Source organism: Leptolyngbya sp. 'hensonii', from assembly GCF_001939115.1.
Lineage (GTDB): Bacteria > Cyanobacteriota > Cyanobacteriia.
In genome coordinates this window covers 45,328-71,036 of sequence record NZ_MQTZ01000046.1, presented here as the reverse complement: position 1 = coordinate 71,036, position 25,709 = coordinate 45,328, and the positions used below count along the sequence as shown (strand labels likewise).

Below are 25,709 nucleotides of genomic sequence, written 5' to 3'. Positions count from 1 at the left end.
CCTGATTAAATCGTGAAACTAAATAAAAGCTTTATCGAATCCACACCCCTCTTTACAGAATATTCAAATACCCCCAGAATCTGCAATGCATCTATCCGTGGATTTACTTATTTCACATTTTTTTCAAAAAACTGTGCGGCAGGCCACATTCCCAGTCTCAAGATCATTCCAGGAACGGCTCCTATCCCATCCCCCCGCGAAGTTGGGCAAAGCTCAAGCCTCCCGACCCACTGATATAGGCAGCTTAACCAGTTTCCCCCAAAAATAAGAAATGCTGACTTGACAACCTGAGGACCCTGGTAGAAAAATAGTAGATCGCGCATTCATTTGCTCGGACCAGGTATGCAAGTTCACTGGTGAAAGCTGTTTAAGATCACAGGTTTCCCTCAGAATCTGTAATTTTTAGTGAGCCAGAGCACCTGTACGGCAGTTTTTAGGAGACAGTATGACCTACGCAATTATTGAAACAGGTGGGAAACAACTCCGGGTAGAACCTGGTCGTTTCTACGATGTAGACCGCCTTGCCAGTGATCCAGAATCCACCTATACGATCAGCAAAGTGTTGCTGGTTCAGAATGACGGGCAGGTCACGATCGGCCAACCTCTAGTTGAGGGGGCTACGGTTGAGGGGACTATCTTGCGTCATCTGCGAGGCCGCAAGATCATTGTCTACAAAATGAAGCCCAAAAAGAAAACTCGTAAGAAGCAGGGCCATCGTCAGGAACTGACTCGGCTGATGATTGATTCTATTACGTTGAATGGGGTGACGCTGGCGGGCACAGAGCAGTCTGCACCCGGAGTCAAAGCAGAAGTCGTTGTCGAATCAGACGAAGCTACAGAGGCATAGGCCGTTTCAGCCAGCCCAAAGCCGATAAGTAATAAATAGGTAGACGCAAGAGAGGCACAACATGGCTCATAAGAAAGGGACAGGGAGTACAAGAAACGGTCGCGACTCCAACGCTCAACGCCTGGGGGTAAAGCGTTTCGGGGGTCAGGTGGTCAAGGCAGGTAATATCCTGGTGCGGCAGCGGGGCACCAAGTTCCATCCCGGCAATAATGTGGGTCGCGGAAGTGACGATACCCTGTTTGCCCTGGTTGATGGGGTGGTTACCTTTGAACGCAGAGGCAAGAATGGCAAGAAAGTGAGTGTCTATCCTCCAACTGCTGCACCTGCAGCAGAACTGGCTACTGCTTCTGCTTAGAACTGATCCGGAACCGCAGGGACTTTCCCTATAAGGTTCCCGCCTGTTTTTCGAGGTTGTCAGTCAGGATCTGGAACTAAATATCCGCCCATGGAATTGTGATCAAGCCACTGCCTGTCAGTGGCTTGATTGTTGTGTTACAGAACGTTACCTCACGATCGCTCGTCCGGTACGCCCAGAGCGATAAACTGAATCCTGAATGAAAAGTTTTTGTAAAGCGCTATGTTTCCAATCCATCGTCCTCGCCGCCTGCGCCAACATCCCCAAATCCGCCGGATGGTCAGTGAAACGGTTCTAAACCTGAGTGATCTGATTTATCCTCTGTTTGCTGTACCCGGCGAGGGTTTTGCCCAGGAAGTTAAATCGATGCCGGGAGTCTACCAACTTTCGGTGGATAAAATTGTGGAAGAAGCCAAAGAGGTTTACGACCTAGGCATTCCGGCTATTATCCTGTTTGGCATTCCGGAAACCAAAGACATGGACGCCACGGGTGCATGGCACGATCATGGCATTGTCCAACTGGCCGCCACCGCTGTTAAAGAGGCTGTTCCAGATCTGGTCATCATTGCCGACACCTGCCTCTGTGAGTACACCTCCCATGGCCACTGCGGTTACCTGCAGGTTGGGGATCTGACCGGGCGAGTGCTCAATGATCCCACCCTGGAGTTGTTGAAGAAGACTGCTGTTTCCCAGGTCCAGGCCGGTGCCGATATTATTGCCCCATCAGGCATGATGGATGGGTTCGTTCAGGCGATCCGAGCCGGGTTAGATGAAGCAGGGCATCAAGACATTCCGATTCTGTCCTACGCCGCCAAGTATGCCTCCGCCTATTATGGTCCCTTCCGGGATGCTGCCGATTCCGCGCCTCAGTTTGGCGATCGCCGCACCTATCAAATGGACCCCGGCAACGCCCGTGAAGCCCTGAAAGAAATTGCCCTGGATGTGGCCGAAGGAGCTGATATGCTGATGGTCAAACCGGCCCTTGCCTACATGGACATCATCTACCGGATCAAGGAAGCCACGAATCTACCCCTCGCCGCCTACAACGTCTCTGGGGAGTATGCCATGGTGAAGGCAGCCGCCCTGAATGGTTGGATTGATGAACAACGGGTTGTTCTGGAAACCCTGACCAGCCTCAAGCGGGCTGGCACCGATCTGATTTTGACCTATCACGCCAAGGACGTTGCCCGCTGGCTGGGAGTCTGATTCGTGACAGCCCAGGTTTTTGAGCAATCGATCCAAATTCAGGCCAACGCCACGATCGTGGAACGGTGCATCACTGATCTTACCTTCATGCACCGTTGGTTAAATCCGGCCCTGCGCTGCGAGCCTGTGGGGGATTGGAACACCGATATCGGAGGGGAGAGTCGCTTCATCATCCAGATCCCCCTGCTCCGCCCCACCCTGAAGAGTGTGGTGGTGGAACGGGAACCGGGGGTGGTCGTGTGGGGGTTTGAAGGGTTTTTCCATGGCCGCGATCGCTGGGAATGCCGCCCTAACACCGAGGGCACTCTCCTGGTCAACTGCTTTGAATTTGAGATTCCCAATCCCCTGGTCCGTTTTGGCTTCAATCAGTTTGCCGCAAGCTGGACAAGGGCGGATATGCAGGCTCAATTGCAACGCCTTAAGCAAGTGGCAGAGTCAATCAAGCATCCATAACAGACCGATCGGGTTGCCAGCGATAGTCTCGCAGGTTGATTTTGTGATCGGGGCCAAACTGAACTCCCTCCTGCTCCAGGAGCGATCGCTGCCAGGCATCACTGCCGTTGCGGTGCGGCGACTGAGAAATCTCTCCCTTGGCGTTGATCACCCGATGCCAGGGGATATCGGTGTCTTCTGGGGCCACCTGATACAGGGCATAGCCGACCAGACGAGCTTTGCCAAACAAATTGGCCAGTTCCGCAATCTGGCCATAGGTTGCCACCTGACCCGGAGGAATCTGGCGCACAATATCATAAATCCTGTCATAAGTGGACATTTTTCCAAGATTTGTGCTTGAATGCAGGGGTTTATATCGACTCAGAATGCGCTAGTGGCGTTACATCCAACGTCCAAGCAAAAAGCGTCGGTCACGATCGTGAATCCAATTTGTACTAACTTGCCTGGGTAGGAGGGTAGCCATGATGTTGAAGACTCTGATTGGTTTAGGACTATTATCTTTTTTCTGGTTGCAAAATCCTGTGAGAGCTGAGAATCCTAATCACTTACAACAGTTGCTCTCCACCCGCCAATGTCCCAAGTGCGATTTAAGCCGGGCTGGTCTGGTTTATGCCAAATTGTTGCAGGTTAATTTACGGGGAGCCAACTTGATGCAGGCCAACTTAAGTCGGGCTGACCTCAGTGGCGCTGACCTCAGTGGCGCTGATTTACGGGGGGCTAACCTGGTAGGCGTGAACTTGAGTGGGGCAAATCTGAAAGGAGCAGACCTGACAGGTGCCGATCTGCGAGATGCCTATCTGGTGGGGGCCAACCTGGAACAGACGATTCTGGTCAATGCCAATGTCAGAAAAACAGAAGGACTACCTGGAAACGCTCAAAGCTATTATCAGTGGGCGATGGAAGACTATCTGAAAGGCGATCCATCCCTGGCGATCGACAGCTTCAATCGGGCAATTAGTCTGGACAAGAATTTTGCCTCGGCTTATTTAGGACGAGCAGGGTCTCGCCTGCGTTTGAACGACAGACGGGGAGCCGTAGAGGACGCTTACCTGGCCGCTCAACTGTATCAATCCCAGGGAGATGACGTGGGCTATAAAGTGGCTATAAACTTTGTCAATACCGTCACCGGGAAAAATGATCCCCCGCCGGAAGGGGGTGGCCTGATGAATATCCTGGCTCCCCTGGCCCAGTACCTGGTACCTTTCCTGTTCTAAGATCCAGGGAATTGGGGGTCAGCCTAAAAAATCACCATTTTCTGACTTTAGATTGATGAGGTTTCTTTAGAGGAAAATTCTGGGAAGACTAGGGGTGCTACAGAGTTGTGAGCGGGATCTTTGCTGATCCATGTTGCTGAGAGAAGAGCTGCTCTATGATCAACCCCCAGTCTCAAACCTTAAACCTTCCTTCCCCGGCATTCCTTTCCCAACCATTTTTGTGGAATCTGCTGAATGGCCTGACCCAACCAGTTTTTGTCAAAGACCGTCAGCATCATTGGGTCTTTGTCAACGATGCTTTATGCCATCTCTTGAGCTGTCAGCGAGAGGATTTGATAGAGATTCCCCTGAATTGGGAACGGGATGAATTGGTGTTTGCAACCGGCCTGCCGATCGAGACAGAGGAACTGTTGACCACCCCTCGGGGAGAACCATTACCGGTTGTCATCCACCGTCACTTGCTCAGGGGGGACCTGGAGGATCTCTTTCTTGTTGGCTCTATCCGCTGTCTAACTCGAAATGAGGAGAGTGAACGCCATTACCAGGAGGCTGAAGCAGCCCTGCGCCAGCGGGAAGCCACAAGCCGTGCTTTAGTTGAGGCCATTCCTGACCTGTTGATCCGGCTGCGATCGGATGGAACTTACCTCGATTTGTCCCTGGATGGTGCATTCAAACCCTCTGCAATTCAGGCGTCAACTGGGAAATGCCTCCATGACGTGTTGCCTGAACCCATTGCTGACGAAATGCTGCGCCATGTTCAGATCACCCTGGCGACGAGAAGCCTGCAGGTTTATGAACAACAACTGGTCGTTGAGGGGAGGCTGGTTTACGAAGAAGTGCGCATGGTTCCTAGCGGTGAGAATGAAATCTTGATGATCGTGCGGGATGTGAGCGATCGCAAACAGATTGAAATGGCGCTGCAGCAACTGAATGAGGACCTGGAATATAAGGTAGAGGAACGCACAGCTCAACTCAGAAAAGCTATCTCCCTTCTGGAGCAGGAAATTCAAGAGCGCAAGCAGGCCAAAGCGCAATTGCAAGAGCAGGAACTATTTTTGCGCAGCATCTACGAAGGCAGTGAGCATCAGATTTTTGTCATCGATGTGCTCGAAGATGGGGACTTTCGTTATGCAGGATGGAACCGATTTACCGAAGAAGTCTTGAATATCCTTTCGGTAGAGGCGATCGGCAAGTCTCCAGAAGATATTTTTGGCCCCGTTGAAGGATCTCAGATCCGCCAGAAATACATGGATTGTTTACAATTAGGCGAAACGATTTCCTATGAGGAGTGCCTCACCTTTCAGGGACGGAGGACCTGGTTCATCACAACCCTGAATCCCCTCAAGAATGATCAGGGTTGGATCTACCGGGTGGTGGGGACCACCTTCAATATCACCGATCGGAAGGAAACAGAAACAGCTTTAAAGCGATCGGAAGGCCAACTCCGGCAACAAGCCCAGGAACTGGTACAAACTCTCCATGAACTGCAACAGACGCAAATGCAACTGGTCCAGAGCGAGAAAATGTCTGGCTTAGGGCAGTTAGTGGCTGGGGTCGCCCATGAAATTAATAACCCGGTTAACTTCATCTATGGCAACCTGAAACATGCCAATGATTACACCCAAGACTTACTCGGACTGCTACAGCTTTATCAAGTGTCCTATCCGAATCCGGCCCCAGAAATTCAGGCAGAAGCCGATGCGATCGATCTGGATTTCCTGATGGCGGACCTGCCAAAGCTCCTCAACTCCATGCGCGTTGGGGCGGAGCGAATTCAGAAGATTGTTGCGTCCCTGCGGACTTTCTCTCGCATGGATGAAGCGGAAATGAAAGCAGTGGACTTGCATGAGTGCCTGGATAGTACGCTGATGATTTTGCAACACCGGTTGAAAGCAAAACCAGACCAGCCCAAAGTTGAAATTATCAAAGCTTATGGGGAATTACCCCTGGTTGAATGTTACGCTGGGCAGCTAAACCAGGTATTCATGAATATCTTAAGTAATGGCATCGATGCGCTGGAAGACGTGATTTCCAGGCAGGCTGATTTCACCCCGGTAATAACCATTCGAACGGAAATGGTCGGTGCTACTCAGGTGCTGATTCAGCTTTGTGATAATGGTCCTGGCATTACCGAAGCACAGAAAAGTAAAATCTTCGACCCATTTTTTACGACCAAACCTATTGGTAAAGGCACGGGCATGGGCCTCTCCATCAGCTATCAGATTGTGACAGAGAAGCATGGTGGTAAGCTATGGTGCGATTCAACCCCCAACGCAGGAACTCAGTTTTTCATTGAAATTCCAACCCACCAAAACGCAGCATAATTGCAGTCGATTAGGCAATTTTGTAGCAATCCCAGGCTGAAAAAAGCTCTAGAGAAAATAGAATAGCATCTGGCATGTTCCAGGGTAATTTTCAATCTTTAATTTTTAATTTGCTTGTGCCACTTTAGAGAGAGCCCACTTCTGAGAACTTCTGTGGAACCCGCTCCGTCCAATCACTTGTAACAGGTTAATTGATAGTAATCAACTGGATTAATTAGACGTTGAAGCTGATTGATCAACCTGGAACTAGACCACAACAAGTGATTTGATCGACTAGGTGAGGAAAGAACAATGAAAGGTTCTCTGAAGTTTTTCGCTACGGTTTCTGTATTTTCCATGCTGGCGATCGCGCCCATGTTCTTATCCATGAAACCCGCTGCAGCCCAGCCTCAAGGTCTGGAGGGTAGCTACATCGGTGTGGGGCCTTCCTTTGGACTGACCAATGGGGGGCAGGGTAATGATTCTGCCATTTTTGGCGGTAATATTCAGGGACGGATTGCGGCACCCCAGGTGCCGGTTTCCCTGCGGGGAACAGTTCTGTTCACGGATAAAAACAGTGCCGTCATCCCGACTGTGACCTATGATTTACCGGTGGCCCAAAACACCAACATCTACACTGGGGTCGGATACTCGTTTGTTCAGAATCAGACCTCAACCACACCCCTGGGCAACCGGGATTCTGTCGTCCTGACCCTGGGCGCAGAATCGGAAATCGCCAAGAATGTGGTGACCTACGGAGATGTCAAATATGGTATCAATGCTTACCAGAACAGCTCTGCTAATGCATTGAGTGTCCAGCTTGGGTTAGGCTATCGATTCTAGTCCTACGGATTAAACCCTTTTGCAGCGCCTGATCATTGCCCCAGAGCAATTTAACCCACCCTATGTTCTCTTGACCGCCGATCAGCAGCACTACCTCAGCCGGGTGCTGCGGTTGCGGGCAGGAGAACATTTCATTGCGGTCACTGCTCAACAATGGTGGTTAGCGGAGTTGCAATCTGGAGAATTGCAGGCCCGGGTGCTGGAAATTGTCCCTGTGCAGCATGAATTATTGGTTGCGGTGACCCTGGTCAGTGCTTTGCCCAAAGGCAGCGGCTTTGATGAGGTCGTGCGACAGGCCACGGAACTGGGGGTTGCCCAGATTATACCGGTGTTGAGCGATCGCACCCTGTTGCAGCCCAGTGCCCAGAAAGTCGATCGGTGGCGGCGGATTGCCCAGGAGGCGGCAGAACAGGCTGAGCGTCAGGTTGTGCCGATCGTGCAAGATCCCATTCCATTGACCCACCATCTCCAGGAACTGGGGCATCGAACCTCCAGGGATCAGGCGTACTTCTGTGTTGCCCGAGGAAAAATTCCCTACCTGTGGAAATCTCTCCAATCTTCCCAGATGGGATCGTCAATTTTTGTTGCAACCGGGCCTGAAGGAGGGTGGACAGAAAGGGAGGTGGCGCAGGCGATCGCGGCCAATTATCAGCCAGTTTCCCTGGGCCGACGCATTTTGCGAGCTGTTACAGCTCCCTTAGCGGCCCTTGCAATTTTGGCAGCCAGATTAGAATCAGAGTCAGATCCTGAGGAACGGGAATTAAATAACCTGGATTTCTTCAGCCCTCACCCCCAACCCCCAACCCCTCCCCCTCTCCCAAATTTGGGAGAGGGGGCAGGGGGGTGAGGGCAATCAGGAGTTTGACACTTTATTTAATTCTCGTTCCTAAATAAGGGATCTCCCACTTGTCTCTAGCCGGTCGCTGATTGAAACTTGAGAAGATCAGGATTAACCCTTTGCCCTATGCACGACGATATTGCTGCCGCCTTTGAACGTCGAGACTATCGCACTGTCGCCGACCTGCTGAAACCTCTACTCAAAGACTCTCCCCAGGATCCCTGGGTCCAGTTTTATGCAGCCCGCTTACAGGAGGCAACGGGTAAGCCCGATCGGGCTACCCAGATCTATCGGCAATTATTGCGCGACACGGCTATGCCTAAGCTGGCCCTTCAGGCTCGTCAGGGCCTGGAGCGGATTGACAAACGGGACCGAGATCGTCGCAAACAAGCCCTGGCAGAGGCTGCAGCCGATCCCCTCAATGCTGAGCCCGGGTTTTTGATTTTGGAGCCCATTACCGGGGCAGCCCGAGTACAGGCGGCTCAAGGCTTTGCGAAGGTGATGCAGATCGACCCTCAGGTGGCCAAGTTACAACTACCAGGTCGCACCTGGCAGCTCTATCGCACAGGGACGATCGGGGAACTGCGCGTTTATGGGGAAGAACTACAACAGGTTGGCATTCCCACCCTTTGGGCCTCTCAGGCAGAAATCAAGCAAATTCAGATCTTCCGGGTCAGCTACTTTAAATCAGTTGGAGCTCAACCAGTTGTTATTTGCCGGAGTGAGCAGGATCAAGTGGGATCGATCGCTTTTGACTGGTCCGAAGTCACCCAGCGTGTTCAGGGCCGCCTGCCCATTTTTGAGAAAGTGATTGACCTGGGTCCCTGGCGCAAATTACAGCATAAGGATAAAACTCAGGACTATGTCCAGATGTGTGATCTGCACCTGCCTGAGCGAAAATGCATTCTCCGGATCTGCGATATCACCTATCAATTTCAAGACAGCGAGATCGGCAGTGGAACCCCAGAAACAACCCAAAATACAATCCGGATCAACTGGAATACCCTGCTGCGCTCTCTGAGCGAGAACTTGCCCCAGATTAAAGTCTGGTCAGACTTTGAAGGATTCGCCGAAACCGCGCTGGATCATCGAGTTCCCCTCAGCCGTCTTAATGCCCAGATTGATCTGCCTCGCCTTGAAGGAGGTGAAACTCACTGGGATCCCGCTTTTCATCTTTACAGTACCCTGGCCTATTTGAAGCACACCCGTTCATAGCTACCAAACCTGGAACTACATCTTCCTAGATCCCCCGGTCACTGAAAATGGAGATATTATAGGAGGGAAGACTGGGGTTCTCTCCCCGCCCAGGGCATCTGTTGTACGATTCTAATTTGTTCTACTGAATCTTTTGGCCAGTTTTCCTATATTAGGGAGCTGGCCATTGCGCTTTAACTCATGAGGGGCCTAGGGAGCGGGGTACATGTCACCTTTGCCCTCACCCTAAATCCCTCTCCCAACTTGGAAGAGGGACTTTGAACTGATGGGGCTCCCCAAAAAGGGAGAAGGGGTTGGGGGATGTAGACGCGGAGCGGCTTCCCCTGGGGTGGGCACATTTGAAGATCGGCAAAACTGACATACTCCCAGGGAGCTCTCTACACCTTGCGGTTAGCGTCGGGAGGGTGTCACCGCAGGAAATACAGGAGCAGCCAGATTCTCTGCCACCAACCCAGCCAGAGGAGCGGAATGCCAATCATCAACCCCGCGATCGCCCATTGTCTCTGATGTTTTTTGAACTGGGCGATACTCCGCCAGTCAGTACTTTTCCAGGCCCAGGTATTTCCTTTCATCCCCAGAAGTACCATGAAGCCGAACTCCAGACCCAAGTTGATCAGTAGCACGGCCTTGAATGAGTTGCCGTGTAAAAATGCTCGAAAGACCCACCAACTCCCAGAGCTGAATAACCAGACCAGCAATCCCAGCCAGACCCGATTGGTGAGGGACCAGTAGGGGGTGAGTAGGAAGGCTCCCCAGTTCCAGCCGTGAACTTCTGGGGGAACAGGGACTTTGCTGTTGAACAGCCCCCCCTGACCCGATGTATTCTCCAGAGCCGTTTCCTGGAGTTGCGGCTCAACGGTCACCAACATTTCCCCCGATCGCAATGTGGTCAGGGCCTGATCAGCTCGGGCAAATCGTTTTTCCAGGGCCGGTTCGGTCATCTTGTGCAGCCATGGCACCAGGGCTGGGCTAACGCTGATCCGATCGGCAAACTGAATCTGCAGATTCCGCTGGGGCAGGTCTGCTGGAGAGATTCCGGTCAGCAGGTGGATCAGGGTTGCGCCCAGGGCATACAGGTCAGATGCTGGGACTGTACGACCCCCAAATTGTTCCACGGGTGCATAACCGTAGGTTCCCACCACGGTAAATGTGGCTCCTTCCGCCACCCCCCGATCGTGGACTGCCCCAAAATCCACCAGGTAAATCCGATCGTCCTCACCCCAGATCAGATTGCTGGGCTTCAAATCCCGGTGTAACACAGGCGGACTGAACCCATGCAGATAAATCAGAATTTCCAGGACTTCCCCGGCAATTTTCTGAATTTCCGGCTCTGTAAACCGCTTTCCCTGGTGCAGTAGATCTTTCAGCGACTGGCCGGGAATATAGTCCTGCACCATGCCAAACCAGAGGCTGCGATCGTCGATCGAAAAATAGTCTCGATAGTGAGGGATCGCAGGGTGCTGCAACTGTTGCAACACCTGGGCTTCTCGCTCGAACAATTTCAGGTCTTCCCACTGCACATCTCCCCCAAAGGTGAGCAGCTTGATAATGACTGACTCGGTGGGTTTGGCCTGCAAGTCTTCTGCTAGCCAGGTCTGGCGACCCGCATTCTGGCCTAGCTTATGGCAAAGTCGGTAGCGATCGTGCAGAACCTGTTTGGGTTGGAGCATGCTGGGGGTCCGATCGAGATTCCATCCAGTTTAGCCCGATGCCCCCGGCCTGTGGGTCGGGGGAACTGGCTCTACCAGGATGCCAGCAGGTCTTGAATCAGGGCAACGAGTTGTCTGAGGGAAACGGGCTTGGTCAGGTATTCGTTGGCTCCTGCTTCGAGACAGCGTTCCCGATCGCCAGGCATGGCCAGAGCGGTGAGGGCAATGATCGGAACCTGAATCAAGTCCTGCTCCTTGCGTAAGTGCTGAATAGCAGTAATGCCATCCATGTTAGGCATTTGGATGTCCATCAAGATCAGATTAGGCTGATGGGCTTTAGCCTGGGCAATGGCATCCTCACCATTTCGGGCCAGGATGAGGCGGTAGCCATAACTCTGGAGGTAAGCAGAGACGGTTTGCACATTGGCTTCATTGTCTTCTGCCAGCAAAATGAGTGTCGATCGGAGGCCCTCGGGATCGGTTTCAGAAGCTGGGGATAGATCGCTAGGCTGACGGGGAGGTCTAATGTTTGGGCTGGGGGAAGGGGGTTGATCTGGAATCTGAAACGTGAAGCAACTGCCCTGGCCCAGTTGGCTTTGAACCGTGATCTCGCCCCCATGGAGGTCTACAATGCGTCGGCTCAGGGCCAGACCTAAGCCAGTACCACTGTGTTGACGATTGAGCTTGCTATCGATCTGAACAAAAGGCTGAAACAGCTTATAAAGGTTTTCGGGAGCAATCCCAATGCCTGTGTCCGTGACGGAGAAAATGATGCTGGCCTGAGTAAGATAAGCCTGTTCTGGCTCTCCCATGGCTGTGGTGATGGCGGGAGGCACCCGCGTTACCTCCAATCTCACGGAACCGCCTGCTGGGGTAAATTTGACCGCGTTGTTGAGCAAATTGATCAGAACCTGGCGGAGGCGACGATCGTCGGCCTGAATGCTGCCGATATCCTCTGGAATGTGGCAGGAGAGCTGAATCTCTTTCTTCAGGGCCGCCTGCCGAACCACAATGAGGCTTTCCTCGCAAAGATCTTTGATCGAGATCGTACTGATCTGGAGTTCCAGCTTACCCGACTCAATTTTGGAGAGATCCAGGATATCGTTAATCAACTCCAGCAAGTGATTCCCACTGTGTTCAATGATGTTAAGAACCTGTTGCTGCCGATCGTTGATCGGACCAAATATCTTATCCTGCAAGCCCTCAGTCATGCCCAGAATCGCATTCAGAGGGGTGCGGAGTTCATGGCTCATACTGGCGAGGAATTCATCCTTCAGACGGGTGGCATGCATCAACCGTTCGTTGGCTTGTCGCAGGTCTGCTTCAATCTGCTTGAGCTCGGTGATGTCCCGGCCCACCGCTTGAAACTCGATAAATTCCCCCTGCTCGTTAAATAGCATGCGGTTAATCCATTGAGTCCAGCGGATTTCCCCATTGACGACGACCCGATTCTCGATCGTCACCGTCGGGTTTTCGAAGGTCATGGTTTGAACCAGTTCAGCAACCTTATCTTGATCGGCTTCAAACACAACGGGCGCATAGCTCCGGCCTATGATCTCTTCCTGTTTCACCCCAAAATAGCGGCAGTAGGCTTCATTCACAAACACGATCGTGGTGTCGGGTAAAAACCGGGCGATCAGTTCGGTCTGATCTTCAATGATGGCTCGGTAGCGGGCTTCACTGGCTTTCAACGAGGTTTCCGTGTGTTTCAGATCTGTGATATCAATGTGGCACCCAACCATCCGTAGGGGTTGGTGATGCTCATCCCACTCAATCACCTGGCCAGCACAAATTACCCAAACGATGGACCCATTTTTGTGGTGATACCGCACTTCATTGTAGAAAGGAAGCTGCCCCTGGCTCTGGACATGCCGATCAAAGCAGGCCATCACGCCAGGTAAATCCTCTGGAAAAATTAATCCTTGCCAGGTTTCTGGTATATTCGGGAGCTCATGATCCTCATATCCCAGCATTTGCTTGAAGGTTGGGCTCAAATACTCCTGATGCTCTGGAATATTCCAATCCCAGTAACCTGCCAGGGTGACTTCAAGGATGGTTTCCAGCAGGTCGAACTCCAGTTGCAATCTTTCGGTGCGACGATGTTCGGTTTCAGCCCGTTTGCGTTCCGTAATATCTTGAATCAGCCAGCGGATACCAACTACCCGCCCCTGGGGGTTCTGGATCGCAGTGGCTGTAATTTCTGCTGGGAAAAGATGGCCCTGTTGGGACTGGAGGGACAGTTCATAAACTTGCTTCTGGAGAGACGCCTGAACTTGGTGTAAGTTTTGGATAAAGGAATCCCGATTCTGGGTGGGAACATAGAGTACCAGGGGAGTGCCCACTAAATGGGATTGTTCCATGGCCAGTAAATCCTTGGCGGCCCGATTGGCTTCTTGAATCAGCCCATGGATATTCGTCACCAGATAGCCATCCGGGGCAAAATTAAATAAATCTTCATAACGTTGCCGTTCGACTTCAGCCGTCTGGTTGGCGATCATCAGGTCTTCGTTCTGGATCTGCAACTCTTCTTCAGAAACCTGAATTTCTTCCAGAGCAATTTGTAGGTTTTGGTTGGTAATCTCCAACTCCATGGTTCGCTGATTCAGGTCAATGAGGGTTTGTTGAGCCTGATTGTAAGCATGGGCTTGCTGGATCCCGATCGCAATCTGCACTGCCAATTGATCCAGCATCTCCAGATCTAAGGCTTGCCAGTGACGTGGGCTCTGACATTGATGGGCCACCAGCAAGCCCCACAATTGATCTCGGACCAAAATCGGCACCACAAGATTGGCTTTGACCTCAAACCGCTCTAGCAGTTGCACATGACAATCGGTCAGATCTGCCTGGTAAATGTCGTCGATCGCCCGGGTTTTCCCCCGACGGTAATCTGCTCCGGCCCCTTGCTGAAAGCAGGTATCCTCAACATCAGTACCGAGAGAGATCGTCCAACCAGGAAGCACCGCCTCTGCCACGATGGTTCCATTCCAATCAGGCTGAAACTGATAGATCAGCACCCGATCGGCGTTCAACAACTGGCGCACCTCTCTAACGGTGGTATCCAGAACTTCATCGAGCTGGAGGGATTGCTGGATGCGGAGGGCGATCGTGGTCATCAGGGTTTGCTGGGCCTGTCGCTGTTCCAGGTTGCGAGCCAGATATAGCCTTTCTAAGGCACTATGAACAGCCTGTTGAAAGTGCCCAGGGGTGAGGCTGTTTTTAATGAGATAGTCTTGAGCCCCACTTTTCAGGCTGCGAATTACAGTGTCTACATCTGCCTGTCCGGTCAGAATGATGATGGCCGATTGGGCCAGACTCACATCTTGTCTGAGTTGCTCCAATAACGCCAGACCAGGGCTATCCGGTAACATCAGATCCAGCAAAATTAGATCGGGCGTAGTCTGTTTGCACCAGATTCTCGCTTCTGTTGTGGTTTCAAGCTCGGTGATTTGGTAGGTGTAGAGGCTATCCTGCTGCAGAAAGCGGCGGTAAGTGAGCCGATCTTCGGCGCAATCTTCAACGATTAGCAGGGTAATGACCATGGAAGCGTTCATGGGCTGGTGGGCCATTGATTAGGCGACATTCTATTCCCAACTTTGCCCTAAATTATTGCAAGTGTTCTATAGGGAAAAACAAAAGTTGTAAATCCTGAGCTTCAGGGTAGAGGCTCAGAGAAGTTCCGCTCCCTCTGGGCTACCGTGGATACAGAATCTGTTACTTAGACTGGGTTTTGAAGTAGGTCTTATAGATTTGATGGGCGATCGGAACCGCAGATTCAGCCCCGAACCCACCATTTTCCACCACGACAGCGACGGCAATTTGGGGATCCCTGGCGGGGCCAAACCCGACATAGAGCGCATTGTCACGCTGGCCCAAAACTTCGGCGGTGCCTGTTTTACCAGCAGTCAGAGGAATAGAGCCATCATTTAACTGGCTGGCCGTACCCTGTTGAACCACGGCGATCAGCCCCGATCGAATCACGGCGATCGTGCCCGATTTCAAGCCGATCCGCTGTCGCTGCGCCACCATTGCATCGGTTTGGGAGGCCAGCAAATGAGGTTTTACCCGCCACCCCCCGTTCGCGATCGTGGCATAGACAACGGTTAGCTCCAGTGGGCTGACCTGGACCAGTCCCTGACCGATCGCCATACTCACCGTGTCGCCTCCGTACCAGGGCTCGCCATAGAGTTTTTGTTTTTCGGTTGGGGTGGGCACCAGCCCATGACTTTCTCCTTCCAGGCCCAGGTTCGTAATCTCTCCGATCCCCAGCCGCTGAGCCCATTTGGAAATCTGCTCTGGCCCTGTGGTCAGACCCACCTGGTAGAAGAAGGTGTTACTACTGACGGCAAAGGCATCGGAGAAGCCAATTACCCCATAACCTGCCCCATGTTCATGGAATAGATGCCCCCCCAGATTGATGTAGGCATAGGTTCCCAACATGGAATCGGGTGCGAATTTACCAGACTCCATACCTGCGACAGCCGTGACCACTTTAAACGTGCTCCCTGGGGGATACCCCTGCAGGGCTCGATTGAGAAATGGCTTATCCGGATTTTGCAGCCCTTTCCACTCTGCGGTGGTCATCTTGCGAGTAAACAGGTTGGGATCGAAGGTCGGTCCACTGGCCAAGGCCAGCACGGCCCCTGTTTTCACATCCAGAACCACCACAGCGCCCCGGCGATTTCCCAGGGCTTTTTCTGCCGTCCGTTGCAAGTCCAGGTCGATCGTCAGTTGGACGGGGGAGCCTGCCACGGGGGGGTGAACACCCAGCATCTGCAACTCCCGCCCCCGGACATCTGTTTCCACCAAGCGATCGCCCCAGGATCCCTGGAGTTCAGCATTGGCAATGCGTTCTACCCCCATTTGTCCAACCACAATGCCGATTGGGTAATTGGGATGGGCTTTCAAATCCTCCTCGGTAGCTTCCCCGATATAGCCCAGGACGTGAGCAGCCAGACTGCCATGGGGGTAAATACGGCTGGATTCTGCACGGATCTCAACACCGGGCAGTTGTTCGGCCTGTTCAGCCAGGGCGGTAAAGGCGGCTGGGGAGATATCCCGGACAATCCGCACAGGCATGGGAGAGTGATAGCCTATCTGGGTCAACTTTTGTTGGATTTCTGGGCCAGGGATCTTGAGAATTTTGCTCAGGATCAGCGCTGATTGCTGCCATCTTTCCTGGGACTGTTCCCGGGGCCAGAGATAGACCGACCGGGAAAGCCGGTTGGCTGCCAGCAATCTACCCTTGTGATCCAGAATGTTGCCTCGATCGGAGGCGATCGGGATCATTCGAATCCGATTGCGATCGGCAGATGCTCGATGACGATGCCCTTCCACCAATTGCAGTTGTGCCAATCGCAGGCCGCAGGCCCCCAGAAGGAGCGTTGAAATCATCAGGATAATAATCGCCCGGATAGACCGTTGGGTCAGAACCGTATTTTCCAGGCGGGAAGAGGAAGAAAAGGAAATTCCACCGGCCATTGTTATTGATCTATAACAAGAAATATAGATAGGTTGATGTTCAAAGTTTGGACCCATTCCCCAGGGTTAAAGAAGGGGCAGGGCTTACTAGAGCAATCCGAATCCCTGATTTCGGTGTCTTTTACAGGGAAAATGGAACATCTGCTATTCTGATTCCTAAATCGCCCTTATTGCAGTAACCATCCTGGAGCGACAGATGCATATCCGGATACTTTTATCCAGACCTGCTCTCCGTCATAATCGTTCCAGCCTTTTAAGCCAAGTTTGATTGATGGAACTAGTCGTAGTTTAAGGGCTTGGTTGCAGATCCCCGATTCACTCTGGTTTTCTTAAGAATTTCAAGATTAAATTTTTCATCGATCCAGATCAAAATGCCTGTAAAAGTCAACCTCAATGCCAGACAGCAGCATATTCTCTGGGCCACCGTGCGGCATTACATTGCGACCGCAGAACCGGTAGGCTCAAAAGCTCTGGTGGAGGAATATAATCTGACCTTCAGTCCGGCGACGATTCGGAATGCGATGGGATATCTGGAAAAGGCCGGTTTGTTGTATCAGCCCCATACCTCTGCTGGGCGCATTCCCTCTGACTCTGGTTACCGCATCTATGTGGATCAGTTGATCTCGCCTGCGACCGCGCTGGCGCAACAGGTGGAGCAACAGTTGAGCGATCGGCTGAGCCGGGAAGGGCGGAGTTTGGAGTCTTTGTTGCGGGGAGCGGTTCAGATTCTGGCGACCTTGAGCGGTTATGTCGCCCTGATTACCACACCCCAGTCCAGTACGGCTACCCTGCGTCATCTGCAACTGATTCTGGTGGATCCCGATCGGGCCATGCTAATTGCAGTTTTAGATTCCTATGAGACGAAATCTGTTTTGATCGAATTACCGAAAGTAGCGGATGCCGAGGCCCCGGATACGGAAACATTGGAGCGGGAAATTCAAATCCTGTCCAATTTCCTGAACCATCAACTGCGGGGAAAATCCCTGCTGGAACTGGCCACGATGGATTGGCAGGATCTGGATCGGGAGTTCGAACGCTATGCAGATTTCTTAAGTACGTTGCTGAGGGAGTTGACTGGCCTGTCCCAGGCTGCCACCACCACTCAGATTTTTATCAGTGGGGTGTCTGAAGTGCTTCGCCACCCAGAGTTTTCCGAACTCCATCAGTTTCAGGCGATCGTCCATCTCCTGGAAGACGAGCAGGATCAGCTCTGGCCCCTGATGTGGTCCCAACGGGGGGGTGAACCTGGCGATCGACGGGTCAGTATTCGGATTGGCGCTGAGAATCCGTTGGAACCGATGCGATCCTGTGCCCTGGTTTCCACCACCTACCGGCGGGGATCAGTGCCAGTGGGCAGTGTAGGCATGTTAGGGCCGACCCGGATGGCCTATGAGCAGGCGATCGCCACCGTCGAAGCCGCAGCGGATTACCTGTCAGAAGCCTTGAGTTAAACGCCACTGGCAAAATCCCCGTCCCCTGTCCCGAAAATTTCTTAAAATCCTGCCTCAGTATTGGGTCTGGTGGTTGAGTACGGGCTTAATGGCAAGATCATCTGACTCAGCAGGCCATTCTAGGATAGGAGGACAACACCTCCCTTTGACCTGCCCCATGGATGAACAACGCCAGACCCTCTACTACGGTTTGATTGACCAGCTTCTGAAATGCCCTAATGGCCAGGAGCCCGAAGTTTTGGATGCCCATCCGGACTTACTGGATGCAGGTCTGATCCAAACAATGTTCCAGGTGGCGACAGCCATGGCCCATCACGATAACCAGGATGGGGCGAAATTTTTGATCTATGTGGCACGGGAATTGTCCAGGCAGTTGGGCCTGTATCCCCAGGTGCAGGGAGAAGGGGCATCATGACGCTGACCGCTCAGGAGTCAGCCCAACTGGCCCTGTCTTTCCTGGTCGAGGATTTAGAGATTCCGGCAGAAGATCAGGACTTTTTTCTGATCCTCTCCAGCAAGCAATCTGGCGTAGAATGGTCCGTGGTAGAAATCGGTATCGAAGGACTGCCGGATAAATGGGCGATTCAGGTTTACGATTCTGGGGACTGTGATCCCTGCTATACCTTTGTGTCTCCCATGCCTGCAACTGAAGATGCAGACCTGGAGGAATTTCCCCTCAGTATTGCCACCGTGGTTGCTGCAGAAAGGGCCGGTGGCCGAATTTGAAGCCTTGTGTTCACGTTAAGGGGCGCACCTGATCTGAAATCCATTGAAGATAGGGCGGAGAACCAGCTATGAGCGGCAGGGCAATGATCTCTGGAACGTCGTAGGAATGGCGCGATCGGACCAGGGCAGCCAGTTCTTCAAAGCGGCTGGCTTCAGATTTAATCATGAGCTGCCACTCGTCATCCCGGTGAACCTCTCCCTGCCAGGTGTAGATGGAATGCACGGGGGTGAGGCTGACACAGGCGGCCAGACGGGCCTCAACCAGGGCTGATCCGATCGTCTCTGCCTCCTGACGGGATGAGGTTGTGACCAGAACGATACAGTAGGCGGATGGGGAAACTGTCTCCACGGCTTAGAAATTTCTCTGAGATAACATAAAACTGAAGCATAATCCTGGATTGTAGAAATTATCTCTGAGAATTGTCATCCATGTTGACCAATACGCCTTTTTTCCTGGAAGGCTCAGAAGCCTGTTCCCATGCCTGTTTATTGCTGCATGGATTGGGCGGGGGCGTTTACGAAATGCAGCTTCTGGGGGCCTATCTGCATCAACAGGGGCTGACCGTCCGGGCGATTAACTATCCGGGACACGATCGACCATCCTTCCGCATGCCCGCTTCGACCTGGCAGCAATGGTACCTCCATATCCTGGAAACCTACCTGCAACTGGTGCGCCAGTATGACCGGGTCAGTGTGGTGGGCTTCTCGACTGGGTGCCCCCTGGGATTACATCTGGCCGTTCAACATCCGATCGAAAAACTGGTACTCCTGGCTCCTTATATGGCTATCCGTCGTCAGTTGAACGATCGGATCAAGCCAGAGGTGTTGCTGTTTTCCCTGGGGCAGGTGATCTCTGAAGTGCCTCGCCTGCGGTTGCCAATTCGAGATCGAACCATGCGGCAGCAGGCCCAGCAGGCGCTGTTTTTTCGGTCTTTCAACCTCGCTGCTGTTCGCAGTGCCAATGAGTTGATTGCTCTGGTGAAACAGGAATTGCCGGGCATTACCGTGCCGACCCTGATTATGCAGGCCCCTGGGGACACGATCGTCGATCCGGCGGGGGCGACTCTGATTTACGATCAGTTGGGTTCAACTGAGAAAACTCTGATCTGGCTGGAACAGTCCGACCATATTATTCCGCTGGATCTGGAACGGGATAGGGTGTTTCAAGAAGTGGGGCAGTTCCTAAAGAACTGACCTGATGAACGGGTAAGGAGCGCGGTAATGAAAAAACAGGCCTTATGGACTCTTGCGGCACTGATCCTGGCGATGCCAGTTTTGCCAGTCTCAGCCCAGATTGCGGATGTGTCTCAGCCCGATGGAAATGGTAACTTCAAAACCGCCAGAATTTTGGGCAATCGGGGCTATTATCTACAGCGGAAATGGTTGATTGTGGAACCAGATAAAGCTGGGGTGAATTGCCGGAATAAGCAGGGGAAGGTTCTGGTTCGGATTGCTTATGGGGCGGTTGTGGATTCAGTGGTAATTCAAACCAATGCAGTCATGCCTCGTCCGCCCCTGAAAGCGAACTGGGATGCGATCGAGGTGCTGGATGGAAAGCCCTGGGTCTATGTGCGAGTCAATCTTCTGGATGTTCAGCAGACCCTGGGGAATCGACAGAATACTTACACCTGCTACGTCCGTGCTCATCGGCAGTACATCGCTCCGATTAACGAGGACCAACTTTAAACCTCCTCGGAGGTAGTCTGGGGGAAGGGTTGAGGCGTTGCTGAATAGAAGGATGATTTTCGTGCTTGAGCCTTATGCAGCCCTCACCCTAGCCCTCTCCCAAAGGAGAGGGAACAAGAGTTTTAGCTCCCTTCTCCTGCGGGAGAAGGGTTGGGGATGAGGGTAATTCATATTTGCATTCAGCAAAGCCATGGTTGAAAGGAACTGGCGGTTAAAGTTGTGATTTCGCGAACAAGGGCCAGCAAGACAGACTGGTTTTGTTTTTGCAGCCGCAACTTTAGCCGCCAGGGTAACCAGGATGGGAAGGATTCCAGCATCCTCTGGGGAAAAAGTCTGGAGGCAATCCGTTGCCTATTGAGGGGGTCGGCTCTTGAAATTAGCTAACCAGGCGCGTAATTGCTCAGCCGCAACATCCCGCCCTCCGAGCCCAAAAGCTAGGGCGATCGAAACAGCAATTGCTCCAAACATCAGACCAAAAGCAAGATTGACGATGCTGGGTGCAACTCCAATCTGCTGCAGGGCCATGGCTGAAACCAGAATGATAATAGAAATTCTGGAGGCGTGGGCCAGAATCCGAGCCTGGGAATTGCCAGAGCCCTTGATCAGCGTGAAAGCGAAATTTGCCAGGTACAGCCCTACCGCAAAAATCGCCAGCCCGGCCAGGATCTGACCCAGCAAGATCAGTAATCCGGTCACGATCGAGGTCAGGGCTGGAATATTGAGGACGTTTGTGGCTGCAACAGTCGCAAAGAGTAAAATTCCAACCAGGACAACGATACCGGCAATTTCAGCAGGATTCCGTGGGGGGACTTCTGAACTTTCTTCCGTCGCAGTGGGAGTCGCTGCAGCCGTGGAGGTATAGGGGGCGGAGCTGAGCCCTAACCAGTAGAAAATATTATTGAAACCAATGCCAGAGAGTAAGTTTGTGACCAACTCGCTCACGAAACGTCCGATCGCATAGCCCGCAACCAGAATCAGGACTGCTGTAAAGATCTGGGGAATGGCCCTCAGAATCTGATTCAGCATTTCTGTAGCAGGTTGGGAAACGGCAGGTAGATTCAGCGCATCTAAGGCTGCGATCGCAGTGGGAATTAGCACCAGAATGTAGGTGATCAGCCCAACCAGGGAGGAAAGGGGCTGTTTACTGGGGCTCAGGCCGAACTTAGCGCCAAGCTGGTCTGAACCGGTTGCTGCCAGCAGATTGGTGACCAGACCTCGCACGACTCGGGCAATGAGCCAACCGACGACACCAATAATCACTGCCTTCAGAATTCTAGGCAACGCTGCCAGAATCTCGTTCAGGAGGTTCTGAACGGGTTGGAGGGGTCCTTGCAGATCCAGAACTCCCAGGATCAGGGGCAGGAAGAAGAGAAATACGAACCAGTAGAGGGCATTCCCCAGGGTATCACTCAGCAACAACTGGGGCTGAGCAGAGGTACTGTCTTCCACAGGGGGGGCAAATCGCTGATCCAGCCCCAGGGATCGAGCTGTACGAATGACAATCAGCTTTGCTAGCGTAGCCACAGCCCAGGCGATGGCCACCAGAAGGAAGGCCGCACCCAATTTGGGCAGAAAAGCAAAGATTTGATTGAGGAAATTATTCAGGGGCTGGGAAACTACTGTCAGATTTAAAGCGTTGAGGGAAGCCACGATCGCCAGGATCATCAAAATCCAGAATACGATCGCAGACACCCAGGTTTCAACGACAGGACCGACATTCGTGGTAGGGCCAGAGACCATACTGGCAAAGCGATTGTCCAGGTTCGTTAGCTTGAGTAGCCGTCGGACGGCACTCGAGACTAAGCCAGCGATAATCCAACCCACAATCAGGATGGCGATCGCGCCCACCAGATTAACTAGCGTAGGACCAAGGAAAGTGGTATCAATTGAAAAAGAGGATGTCTGGGCCAGGGGAAAGCCAGACCAAAGGGGCATCCCTTCTTCGGTCAGATCAGTCAAGCCTTGAAGTATGCTGTTCATATTCATTGAGAAGAATGTTTGAAAAGCTGGTCAGGCAGTAAAAAGCTCACTCAGTGCAGGCTGTGAATAGATGACACAGATAACTGAGAGAGCTACACGAGTAAATCTTACCCCAGTAACTTAATCCGGGCCTAATGGAATTCCTCAATGGTGATTAGGGAAGTCGAGATTACGCACCTGGATCCAGCAACCGTCAATCGCCCTAATTCCTGTTAAGTTTATCCATGGCCTTCTCTATTTCATCTAAGATGACCGGCCTAGAATCCCCTGATTTGAACTTGTCCTTATCCGCAGCACCTTGGACTTCGTTGAAGCCCCTTTTCGATCGTTCTTCAACTTCTTTCAGTGACATTGGAGGAGAGTTCGCTACATCTTCAGCACTCTCATGGATCTCTTCGAGCTGGGCAGTGCCCTGAGTAGGCTGACTTTTTGGCGCATTTGCAGCTTGAACTGGAACAGTGCTTATGAGAAATAGCATTGTGCACATTAGGGCCGCGAACATAAATCGAATTGGGCGCAAAAATGACAGTGCATCAGTCATGAACTTCATAGGAAACTCCTTTTCAAGAAATAAGTAGCAGTTTGTCGAGCAAGAATTGAGGGATGAAGGGGGTGGGGGCAAAGCCCCCAGACCCCTCTTTTTGCCAGTCATCTGACTCGCTTACTGAGTGGGCTGGCAGGGATCAAAAATGACTGACTACTGACCAAAAAAGGTTTTGAGCGAATCAACTGTGCTTTCTGTGGCTTCCGCAACCCGATCTCCGACCTGATCCGTGGTTTCAGAAATTCGGTTGCGTGCTCGATCGGCGGCATTTTGTGTGGTATTCAGATCTTTCCTGGCACGATTTTTAATTGCTTGTTGAGTGGTTTCCAATTTTGCCTGGGTTCTACCGGTGTCACGCAGAGCGCGGCCTTTCACCTGATTGGTCGTGCCTTCAATCTGTCCAGAGACTTTGCCGAGATTTTTTTGAACCGTGCCGAGGTCTTCCCTGGCTTTGCCCGCTACTTCTTGAGAAAGACTAGATGCACTCGTCGCAATCAGGGTGGGGGAGCTATGGGGGGCTGCGATCGCCAGAGTACTTGCGTGGCCAAATATTCCTAGAAACACAAACAAAAATGTTAGAAGTCCACCAACAATTAAAGATAGTCTGTGCTTTAAAGAATCTGCAATCTTGCGTTTCATCTTGGAACTTTCTCCTTGATTCGATTGCTATCTTTATATCAGTTGAAAATGGGAAGTCGAATCAATCAATAGATGTAATTCCATCCTTCAATTGATAGGAATTACATCTACCAATTTCAGTTTTCCTGATCTACCAGAAGAAGGATTTAATCTTGAGCTCTATGCTCAGAGATAGCCCTTGCACGAGTGCATCCCACTTTTGTAGCCCTCTCCCTAAATCCCTCTCCCAGAACGGGAGAGGGACTTTGAACCTGGCTCCCCTTCTCCCTCTTTGGGAGAAGGGGCTGGGGGATGAGGGCAACCTTGCAAAACTGGGATGCTCTCCCCTTGCACTTGGGATGTGAACGGCAGATAGGGGCGGAACCCCTGAATAGGAGGGACGATCGTTGGCCAGGTGATGGGATTTCCTATTTCCAGGAATTACCAGATCACTATTTCTCTATCCATTGACGTTGATTTTGTGGCCAGAGCTATTCCACTGGGCAGATCATGAAAATGAAATTTTCTGAGTAGATTAATGGAGGTTATTGCACAGAATGTCAATGTCGAAATAGTCATAATAACCACACATTAATTTTGAGGAATGTCATGAATATAGTTGCTTGGACTGTTTTGGGACTGCTAGCAGGTGCGATTGCAAAAGCAATCTATCCTGGTTCTCAGGGAGGTGGTATTCTTGGCACAATTTGCCTGGGAATTGTTGGTGCTTTTGTCGGGGGCACATTTTTTACCCTGTTACAAACGGGGTCATTACAGATCACGGCTGCTGGCGCTGGGCTGAGTCTTTCAGGGCTGTTTGTTGCGGTGATCGGTGCGATTATTGCGATTTTTCTGTGGGGATTGCTCACTCGGCGCACTCCCTGATGCTGCTTGACTGAGCATTGGAATCCATAAGAGTTTGAGAACCCGCGCAGGCGGGTTTTGCTTTTGTCCCTGCTCAGGGAATTCCTGGGGTGGAGGCTTTTAACTTGATATGCAATTCTTTGGCTGTTGGGCTTTTATCATGGGGGGTCTCCCTGACTTCAAAGATTCCTGTCGCTCGAACCAGGGCTCCCAACTTCTGATACCCATAGTTTCTGGAATCAAAGGCGGGGGAAAGCTTGTTCAGTTGGGCTCCGAAAGGTCCCAGGTTTGCCCAACCATCTTCACCTGCGATCGCTTCATAGGCCGTTTTGAAGAGTTTGAGGAGCTTCTTATCAATCTTCTGTTTATTGGGGGTCTTTGCCTGATCTGGGGAAGTATCCTTCGTGACTTGTGAGGGTTCTGTCGTGTTGGTGCGCTCCAGAATCTCGACATAGATAAACTTATCGCAAGCACTGACAAAGGCTTCAGGGGTTTTCTTTTCCCCAAACCCATAAACGACGAGTCCCGCCTCTCGAATGCGGCTAGCCAGACGGGTAAAGTCGCTATCACTGGAGACAATGCAAAATCCATCGAAGTTCTGCGTGTAGAGCAGATCCATCGCATCAATAATTAAGGCACTGTCTGTGGCGTTTTTGCCAGTGGTATACTTGAACTGCTGGATGGGCTGAATGGCAAACTTATGGAGTTTTGGCTTCCAGATATTGGAGTGCCCGTCGGTCCAGTCGCTATAAATGCGCTTAACGTGAGCAATCCCATAGGTGGCAATCTCTTGCAGCAGCGGTTCTATCAGATTGGGGTTTGCATTATCTGCATCAATCAGGATAGCAAGCCGCGCTGAACTAGACTGAACTTCGCCTTGCATAGAATTCTTCTATATGGTTGCTTTCGAACGGGTTAGATCGGTTTCGCAAAGCTTCAAAACATAGCAGAGCATCCCTATCATCTGGTATTACAAACAATGAGGGGTGCACCATGGGGCTTGGGGCTTCTCCCTCCACCCCTTCCAAACCGTTTAATTGGGCGTACTAAGTAGGTCGGCACAATTAAATCGAGGATAGGTGTAGGGGTGAAGGGGGCATGCCCCCTTCCTGGGGGCGTTCGCGAAGCGTTGCGCCAGCAAAAGCCCCCAGACCCCCATTTTTATAATTAATCTCACCCGATTACTTAGACAGGGAACTGGTTTGAAAATGGGAGGTTCGAATAAATGGCAGCAGGAAGTTGGCTGACTGGGGCCGGTTGCATCTCGCCGCGAAAATCCAGCATCTGGACGAGGACCAGATAGAAGATACCCAGAAACAGCGAAATGACGCCAGTGATAATCGCTACGACTTTTGACCGATCCATAGGTTGAGGCACTTGATACAGTAAAGTGTCTGATGTTCCTTATCTAGCTTGATATAAAATCACTCCAACTGGGG

Annotated in this window: 24 protein-coding genes; 15 read left to right on the top strand and 9 right to left on the bottom strand. The window is 51.8% G+C overall.

Features of this window, described 5'->3' with window-relative positions; all coding sequences use genetic code 11:
- Nucleotides 1-445 precede the first annotated feature (445 nt).
- From rplU to BST81_RS19125, 4 genes are all read left to right on the top strand, one after another.
- Complete coding sequence (gene rplU, locus BST81_RS19140; RefSeq protein ID WP_075600112.1) at nucleotides 446-847, top strand: 50S ribosomal protein L21; 402 nt, start codon at nucleotides 446-448, stop codon at nucleotides 845-847.
- Nucleotides 848-908: 61 nt separating this feature from the next.
- Nucleotides 909-1,202, top strand: a complete 294-nt coding sequence (rpmA, locus tag BST81_RS19135) for a 50S ribosomal protein L27 (protein WP_075600111.1) — start codon at nucleotides 909-911, stop codon at nucleotides 1,200-1,202.
- Nucleotides 1,203-1,424: 222 nt separating this feature from the next.
- Nucleotides 1,425-2,408, top strand: a complete 984-nt coding sequence (gene hemB, locus BST81_RS19130; RefSeq protein WP_075600110.1) for a porphobilinogen synthase — start codon at nucleotides 1,425-1,427, stop codon at nucleotides 2,406-2,408.
- Nucleotides 2,409-2,411: 3 nt separating this feature from the next.
- A complete protein-coding gene (locus BST81_RS19125) occupies nucleotides 2,412-2,861 on the top strand; it encodes an SRPBCC family protein (protein WP_075600109.1) in 450 nt (149 codons plus the stop codon).
- Here the strand turns inward: BST81_RS19125 and BST81_RS19120 are convergent.
- Nucleotides 2,848-3,180 (bottom strand): MGMT family protein, encoded by a 333-nt coding sequence (locus tag BST81_RS19120; protein ID WP_075600108.1) that lies wholly within the window; start codon nucleotides 3,178-3,180, stop codon nucleotides 2,848-2,850. The genes BST81_RS19125 and BST81_RS19120 overlap by 14 nt on opposite strands.
- 142 nt (nucleotides 3,181-3,322) lie before the next feature.
- Here BST81_RS19120 and BST81_RS19115 point away from each other — a divergent pair, with 142 nt between their 5' ends.
- The 5 genes from BST81_RS19115 to BST81_RS19095 all read left to right on the top strand — a co-directional run bounded on the left by BST81_RS19115 (nucleotide 3,323) and on the right by BST81_RS19095 (nucleotide 9,274).
- Nucleotides 3,323-4,075, top strand: coding sequence for a pentapeptide repeat-containing protein (locus BST81_RS19115; protein ID WP_216351396.1), 753 nt, complete (start codon nucleotides 3,323-3,325; stop codon nucleotides 4,073-4,075).
- 155 nt (nucleotides 4,076-4,230) lie between these two features.
- The gene (locus BST81_RS19110) at nucleotides 4,231-6,399 is read left to right on the top strand and encodes a PAS domain-containing protein (protein ID WP_075600106.1); all 2,169 of its coding nucleotides are present in this window, start codon (nucleotides 4,231-4,233) and stop codon (nucleotides 6,397-6,399) included.
- Between the two features lie 291 nt (nucleotides 6,400-6,690).
- A complete protein-coding gene (locus BST81_RS19105; RefSeq protein ID WP_075600105.1) occupies nucleotides 6,691-7,221 on the top strand; it encodes an outer membrane beta-barrel protein in 531 nt (176 codons plus the stop codon).
- A gap of 19 nt (nucleotides 7,222-7,240) precedes the next feature.
- On the top strand, nucleotides 7,241-8,068 hold the full coding sequence (locus tag BST81_RS19100) for a 16S rRNA (uracil(1498)-N(3))-methyltransferase (protein WP_075600104.1): 828 nt from the start codon (nucleotides 7,241-7,243) through the stop codon (nucleotides 8,066-8,068).
- Between the two features lie 117 nt (nucleotides 8,069-8,185).
- Nucleotides 8,186-9,274 (top strand): tetratricopeptide repeat protein, encoded by a 1,089-nt coding sequence (locus tag BST81_RS19095; protein ID WP_075600103.1) that lies wholly within the window; start codon nucleotides 8,186-8,188, stop codon nucleotides 9,272-9,274.
- Between the two features lie 407 nt (nucleotides 9,275-9,681).
- Here BST81_RS19095 and BST81_RS19090 read toward each other — a convergent pair whose 3' ends face one another.
- The 3 genes from BST81_RS19090 to mrdA form a co-directional block, all read right to left on the bottom strand.
- Complete coding sequence (locus BST81_RS19090; RefSeq protein ID WP_075600102.1) at nucleotides 9,682-10,944, bottom strand: protein kinase; 1,263 nt, start codon at nucleotides 10,942-10,944, stop codon at nucleotides 9,682-9,684.
- 71 nt (nucleotides 10,945-11,015) lie between these two features.
- Nucleotides 11,016-14,474 carry a PAS domain S-box protein gene (locus BST81_RS19085; protein WP_216351395.1) on the bottom strand — a complete coding sequence of 1,153 codons (3,459 nt, stop codon included), beginning with the start codon at nucleotides 14,472-14,474 and terminating at the stop codon, nucleotides 11,016-11,018.
- A gap of 160 nt (nucleotides 14,475-14,634) precedes the next feature.
- Nucleotides 14,635-16,401 carry a penicillin-binding protein 2 gene (gene mrdA / locus BST81_RS19080; RefSeq protein WP_075600100.1) on the bottom strand — a complete coding sequence of 589 codons (1,767 nt, stop codon included), beginning with the start codon at nucleotides 16,399-16,401 and terminating at the stop codon, nucleotides 14,635-14,637.
- Between the two features lie 371 nt (nucleotides 16,402-16,772).
- On the opposite strand from mrdA, the gene hrcA reads away from it, so the two are divergent.
- The 3 genes from hrcA (at nucleotide 16,773) to BST81_RS19065 (ending at nucleotide 18,578) form a co-directional block, all read left to right on the top strand.
- On the top strand, nucleotides 16,773-17,852 hold the full coding sequence (gene hrcA, locus BST81_RS19075) for a heat-inducible transcriptional repressor HrcA (RefSeq protein ID WP_075600099.1): 1,080 nt from the start codon (nucleotides 16,773-16,775) through the stop codon (nucleotides 17,850-17,852).
- 157 nt (nucleotides 17,853-18,009) lie between these two features.
- Nucleotides 18,010-18,267: a hypothetical protein gene (locus BST81_RS19070; RefSeq protein WP_075600098.1), complete on the top strand. Its 258-nt coding sequence runs from the start codon at nucleotides 18,010-18,012 to the stop codon at nucleotides 18,265-18,267.
- Entirely contained in the window at nucleotides 18,264-18,578 is a 315-nt protein-coding gene (locus BST81_RS19065; RefSeq protein ID WP_075600097.1) for a hypothetical protein, read from the top strand. The genes BST81_RS19070 and BST81_RS19065 overlap by 4 nt, the downstream gene beginning before the upstream one ends.
- 10 nt (nucleotides 18,579-18,588) lie before the next feature.
- On the opposite strand, the gene cutA is transcribed toward BST81_RS19065, so the two are convergent.
- The gene (gene cutA, locus BST81_RS19060; RefSeq protein ID WP_075600096.1) at nucleotides 18,589-18,927 is read right to left on the bottom strand and encodes a divalent-cation tolerance protein CutA; all 339 of its coding nucleotides are present in this window, start codon (nucleotides 18,925-18,927) and stop codon (nucleotides 18,589-18,591) included.
- Nucleotides 18,928-19,007: 80 nt separating this feature from the next.
- Between cutA and BST81_RS19055 the strand changes: the two genes are divergently transcribed.
- Together BST81_RS19055 and BST81_RS19050 are read left to right on the top strand one after the other, a co-directional pair.
- Nucleotides 19,008-19,772 (top strand): alpha/beta fold hydrolase, encoded by a 765-nt coding sequence (locus tag BST81_RS19055; RefSeq protein ID WP_075600095.1) that lies wholly within the window; start codon nucleotides 19,008-19,010, stop codon nucleotides 19,770-19,772.
- 27 nt (nucleotides 19,773-19,799) lie between these two features.
- On the top strand, nucleotides 19,800-20,264 hold the full coding sequence (locus BST81_RS19050) for a hypothetical protein (RefSeq protein ID WP_075600094.1): 465 nt from the start codon (nucleotides 19,800-19,802) through the stop codon (nucleotides 20,262-20,264).
- A gap of 351 nt (nucleotides 20,265-20,615) precedes the next feature.
- On the opposite strand, the gene BST81_RS19045 is transcribed toward BST81_RS19050, so the two are convergent.
- The 3 genes from BST81_RS19045 to BST81_RS19035 all read right to left on the bottom strand — a co-directional run bounded on the left by BST81_RS19045 (nucleotide 20,616) and on the right by BST81_RS19035 (nucleotide 23,427).
- Nucleotides 20,616-22,244 (bottom strand): mechanosensitive ion channel, encoded by a 1,629-nt coding sequence (locus BST81_RS19045; protein ID WP_075600184.1) that lies wholly within the window; start codon nucleotides 22,242-22,244, stop codon nucleotides 20,616-20,618.
- 202 nt (nucleotides 22,245-22,446) lie between these two features.
- Nucleotides 22,447-22,794, bottom strand: coding sequence for a hypothetical protein (locus BST81_RS19040; protein ID WP_075600093.1), 348 nt, complete (start codon nucleotides 22,792-22,794; stop codon nucleotides 22,447-22,449).
- Between the two features lie 147 nt (nucleotides 22,795-22,941).
- Nucleotides 22,942-23,427 carry a hypothetical protein gene (locus BST81_RS19035; protein WP_075600092.1) on the bottom strand — a complete coding sequence of 162 codons (486 nt, stop codon included), beginning with the start codon at nucleotides 23,425-23,427 and terminating at the stop codon, nucleotides 22,942-22,944.
- 588 nt (nucleotides 23,428-24,015) lie between these two features.
- Here BST81_RS19035 and BST81_RS19030 point away from each other — a divergent pair.
- On the top strand, nucleotides 24,016-24,291 hold the full coding sequence (locus BST81_RS19030) for a GlsB/YeaQ/YmgE family stress response membrane protein (protein WP_075600091.1): 276 nt from the start codon (nucleotides 24,016-24,018) through the stop codon (nucleotides 24,289-24,291).
- 73 nt (nucleotides 24,292-24,364) lie between these two features.
- Here the strand turns inward: BST81_RS19030 and BST81_RS19025 are convergent, their stop codons facing one another.
- On the bottom strand, nucleotides 24,365-25,153 hold the full coding sequence (locus BST81_RS19025) for an NYN domain-containing protein (protein WP_075600090.1): 789 nt from the start codon (nucleotides 25,151-25,153) through the stop codon (nucleotides 24,365-24,367).
- Nucleotides 25,154-25,709 lie beyond the last annotated feature (556 nt).

Coding starts and splice junctions, on each gene's coding strand:
- rplU (WP_075600112.1), top strand. CDS start 446: ATGACCTACGCAATTATTGAAACAGGTGGGAAACAACTCCGGGTAGAA.
- rpmA (WP_075600111.1), top strand. CDS start 909: ATGGCTCATAAGAAAGGGACAGGGAGTACAAGAAACGGTCGCGACTCC.
- hemB (WP_075600110.1), top strand. CDS start 1,425: ATGTTTCCAATCCATCGTCCTCGCCGCCTGCGCCAACATCCCCAAATC.
- BST81_RS19120 (WP_075600108.1), bottom strand. CDS start 3,180: ATGTCCACTTATGACAGGATTTATGATATTGTGCGCCAGATTCCTCCG.
- BST81_RS19115 (WP_216351396.1), top strand. CDS start 3,323: ATGATGTTGAAGACTCTGATTGGTTTAGGACTATTATCTTTTTTCTGG.
- BST81_RS19110 (WP_075600106.1), top strand. CDS start 4,231: ATGATCAACCCCCAGTCTCAAACCTTAAACCTTCCTTCCCCGGCATTC.
- BST81_RS19105 (WP_075600105.1), top strand. CDS start 6,691: ATGAAAGGTTCTCTGAAGTTTTTCGCTACGGTTTCTGTATTTTCCATG.
- BST81_RS19095 (WP_075600103.1), top strand. CDS start 8,186: ATGCACGACGATATTGCTGCCGCCTTTGAACGTCGAGACTATCGCACT.
- BST81_RS19090 (WP_075600102.1), bottom strand. CDS start 10,944: ATGCTCCAACCCAAACAGGTTCTGCACGATCGCTACCGACTTTGCCAT.
- BST81_RS19085 (WP_216351395.1), bottom strand. CDS start 14,474: ATGAACGCTTCCATGGTCATTACCCTGCTAATCGTTGAAGATTGCGCC.
- mrdA (WP_075600100.1), bottom strand. CDS start 16,401: ATGGCCGGTGGAATTTCCTTTTCTTCCTCTTCCCGCCTGGAAAATACG.
- hrcA (WP_075600099.1), top strand. CDS start 16,773: ATGCCTGTAAAAGTCAACCTCAATGCCAGACAGCAGCATATTCTCTGG.
- BST81_RS19070 (WP_075600098.1), top strand. CDS start 18,010: ATGGATGAACAACGCCAGACCCTCTACTACGGTTTGATTGACCAGCTT.
- BST81_RS19065 (WP_075600097.1), top strand. CDS start 18,264: ATGACGCTGACCGCTCAGGAGTCAGCCCAACTGGCCCTGTCTTTCCTG.
- BST81_RS19055 (WP_075600095.1), top strand. CDS start 19,008: ATGTTGACCAATACGCCTTTTTTCCTGGAAGGCTCAGAAGCCTGTTCC.
- BST81_RS19050 (WP_075600094.1), top strand. CDS start 19,800: ATGAAAAAACAGGCCTTATGGACTCTTGCGGCACTGATCCTGGCGATG.
- BST81_RS19045 (WP_075600184.1), bottom strand. CDS start 22,244: ATGAACAGCATACTTCAAGGCTTGACTGATCTGACCGAAGAAGGGATG.
- BST81_RS19040 (WP_075600093.1), bottom strand. CDS start 22,794: ATGAAGTTCATGACTGATGCACTGTCATTTTTGCGCCCAATTCGATTT.
- BST81_RS19035 (WP_075600092.1), bottom strand. CDS start 23,427: ATGAAACGCAAGATTGCAGATTCTTTAAAGCACAGACTATCTTTAATT.
- BST81_RS19030 (WP_075600091.1), top strand. CDS start 24,016: ATGAATATAGTTGCTTGGACTGTTTTGGGACTGCTAGCAGGTGCGATT.
- BST81_RS19025 (WP_075600090.1), bottom strand. CDS start 25,153: ATGCAAGGCGAAGTTCAGTCTAGTTCAGCGCGGCTTGCTATCCTGATT.